The organism is Streptomyces sp. NPDC060198, from assembly GCF_042728415.1.
Classification (GTDB): Bacteria; Actinomycetota; Actinomycetes; order Streptomycetales; family Streptomycetaceae; genus Streptomyces.
Window position 1 is genome coordinate 1 of the sequence record NZ_JBHWZJ010000583.1, and the last position, 2,891, is coordinate 2,891.

General features: G+C 70.6%; 3 protein-coding genes. All 3 read right to left on the minus strand.

Annotation, left to right across the window (positions count from 1 at the left end):
• Positions 1-137 precede the first annotated feature (137 nt).
• Complete coding sequence (locus tag ACFWEP_RS33730; protein ID WP_387375977.1) at positions 138-1,079, minus strand: hypothetical protein; 942 nt, start codon at positions 1,077-1,079, stop codon at positions 138-140.
• A gap of 52 nt (positions 1,080-1,131) precedes the next feature.
• Complete coding sequence (gene metF / locus ACFWEP_RS33735; protein WP_387375979.1) at positions 1,132-2,046, minus strand: methylenetetrahydrofolate reductase [NAD(P)H]; 915 nt, start codon at positions 2,044-2,046, stop codon at positions 1,132-1,134.
• A 145-nt stretch (positions 2,047-2,191) separates the two neighbouring features.
• Positions 2,192-2,836 carry a thiamine phosphate synthase gene (thiE, locus tag ACFWEP_RS33740; protein ID WP_387375981.1) on the minus strand — a complete coding sequence of 215 codons (645 nt, stop codon included), beginning with the start codon at positions 2,834-2,836 and terminating at the stop codon, positions 2,192-2,194.
• Positions 2,837-2,891 lie beyond the last annotated feature (55 nt).

Here is a 2,891-nt window from a genome sequence, read left to right on the forward strand (position 1 = left end):
TTTTTGGTTGTGGTGGGTTGTTTTTTTTTTAAACCCGCCGGGCTAGTTCCCCCGGGGCCCCCCCGGGGCCGGCCACGACCGGGGCGGGCCCCCCCTCAACCGGAGGGGGCGCACGCAGGGCAGGCGGTGGTGGTGCGTCAGTACCGGTACTGCTCGTTCTGGCCGGTGTCGTTGCCGTAGCCGCCGTTGCCGTATCCCTCGTCACCGGCCGGATAGCCGCTGCCGTACGGAGCGGGCGTGCCCTGCGGGTACTGCTCGCCCTCCCGCTGCTGCGGCACCCAGACACCGCCCGGCGGGGTGTCCGCGCCGTACTGCGGGGCGCTGTACGGCTCGGTGAACTGCTGCTGGTTCGCGTAGCCGTCGTAGCCGCCGCCCGACCCCGCGTCATAGCCGTTGCCATTGCCGTAGGCGTCGTAGGACGCGTACGGCGGAGCAGCCGTGCCGCCGGTACCGATGTACGGGTCGGAGTACGCCGCATAGCTGTGCTGGTCGGTGCCGTAGGCGTAGCCGCCGTTGTACGAGGAGTTCTCCGCGGGCTCTCCGTAGCCGCCGTACGTGTCATGGGCGGCGTACTGGGGCTGCGCGCCGGCCGGTTGCTGCTCCTGCTCCTGGTACCCCTGGCCGCCGCCCGGCTGCGCGTACGGGCTCGGGCTGTACACGCCGTACTGACCGGTCTCCTCCGGCATCGGCTGCGGCTCGTACACGGCGGCCGGGTCGTCCTCGGCGGGTGCGGCCGGTTCCTCGTACTCCAGCCCGGAGACTTCGAGGACGGGCTCCTCCTTCGCGGAGGGCTGCCGGCCGCGGCGGCGGCGGCTGGCACCGGGGCTGCCCCCTATGGCCCAGCCGGTGGAGAAGCCCCGCCGGAAGGAGAGCGTCACATAGGTCTGACCGACCGCGAAGGCGATCGCGCCGAGCGCGATGACCAGCACCGAAGGAATCAGGACGCCGAGCACCACGCAGAGGAACCCGGAGAAGGCGAGGAGCCTCCAGCGCAGCCGTGCCTTGTACTGCAGAAGCACCTCACCCAGCAGCCACAACGCCACCACGCCGAAAGCGATGTAGAGGACCGTCCAGCCCACGCCCGCCCCCTTCTACGGCCGCCGCCGCCGGATCGGTGACGGGTACGGCCGGTCACGACTGCTTGTGCAGTCCGAGATTCTCGTAGATTTCGAGCGTTGCCGTCGAGTTGTTGAGCGTGATGAAGTGCAGTCCGGGCACACCTTCGGACAGCAGCTTCGCGCAGAACTCCGTTGCGAACTCGATGCCAATGGAGCGTACAGCCGCGGGATCGTCCTTGACCGCGTGGATGCGCTCTTCCAGGGCCTTGGGCACGGCCGCGTTGCTCAGCTGGGGAAATCTCTCGAGCTGCTTCACGCTGGTGACCGGCATGATCTCGGGAATGATCGGCGTGTCGCAACCCGCGGCGACCACACGCTCACGCATCCGGAGGTAGTCGCCGGGTTCGAAGAACATCTGGGTGATCGCGTAGTCGGCGCCCGCCCGGCACTTGTCCACGAAGTGGCGGGTGTCGGTCTCCCAGTCGGACGACCTCGGGTGCATTTCGGGAAACGCGGCGACACCCACGCAGAAATCGCCGGACTCCTTGATGAGCCGCACCAGATCGGCGGCGTACCGCACACCCTCCGGGTGCTCGACCCACTCGCCCATCGGGTCGCCCGGCGGGTCTCCGCGCACGGCGAGGATGTTCCTGATCCCCGCGTCGGCGTACTGCCCGATCATGTTGCGCAGTTCCGCGACGGAGTGGTTGACCGCGGTGAGGTGCGCGACGGGGGTGAGCGTGCTGTCGGCGGCGATCTGCTGCGTCGCCCGGACCGTGCCGGACCGGGTGGATCCACCGGCTCCGTACGTCACGGAGACGAAGCTGGGACTCACGGCCTCGACCCGGCGCAGCGCGTTCCAGAGGTTCCGCTCGCCCTTCTCGGTCTTGGGCGCCCAGAACTCGAAGGAGTACGACGTGCCGGACGCGAGCAGGTCGCGCACGGTGCGCGCGCGGTCCGTCCGGGTGGAGGAAGTACCAAGGGCCATACCGCGAGATTAACCAGGGTGCGGCCGTCCCCCAACCAGAGAAGGACATTTGTCCGTATTGCAGTGGATGCTGTCCACGCCTCGGACAGTATCCCGGCACCCGCCGCGGGACCGCGGACGGGAGGCAGGCGGGCGGGAGGCGGGCTCAGCGTTCGCGGATCCGCTTCGCCAGGCGGGCCGCGGCTTCGGCCGGGTCGTCGGCCTCGGTGATCGCCCGGACCACCACGACGCGGCGGGCGCCGGCGTCCAGCACTTCGTCGAGATTGCCCGCGTCGATACCGCCGATGGCGAACCACGGACGGGGCTGGTCGAGGGAGGCGGCGTACCGCACGAGGCCGAGACCGGGGGCGTGCCGGCCGGGCTTGGTCGGGGTGGGCCAGCAGGGGCCGGTGCAGAAGTAGTCGACGCCGGGCTGTGCGACGGCCGCGTCCACTTCGGCCTCGGCGTGCGTGGAGCGGCCGATCAGCGGGGCCGCGCCGATGATCGCGCGGGCGGCGGGGACCGGCAGGTCGCCCTGCCCGAGGTGGAGCACGTCGGCGCCGACGGCGTGGGCGATGTCGGCGCGGTCGTTGACGGCGAGGAGCTTGCCGTGGCGTGCGCAGGCGTCCGCGAACACCTGGAGGTGCTCCACCTCCTCGGCGGCCTCCATGCCCTTGTCGCGCAGCTGGACGACGTCCACTCCCGAGGCGAGGACGGCGTCGAGGAATTCGGGGAGGTCGCCCTGGCGCCTGCGGGCGTCGGTGCACAGGTAGAGGCGGGCGTCGGCGAGCAGGTGGCGCGGCATGGTCATGAAGGTTTTCCCCCCGTGGGTCACCGCGGTCGCGGGCCGTGGGGAGCACGGCCCG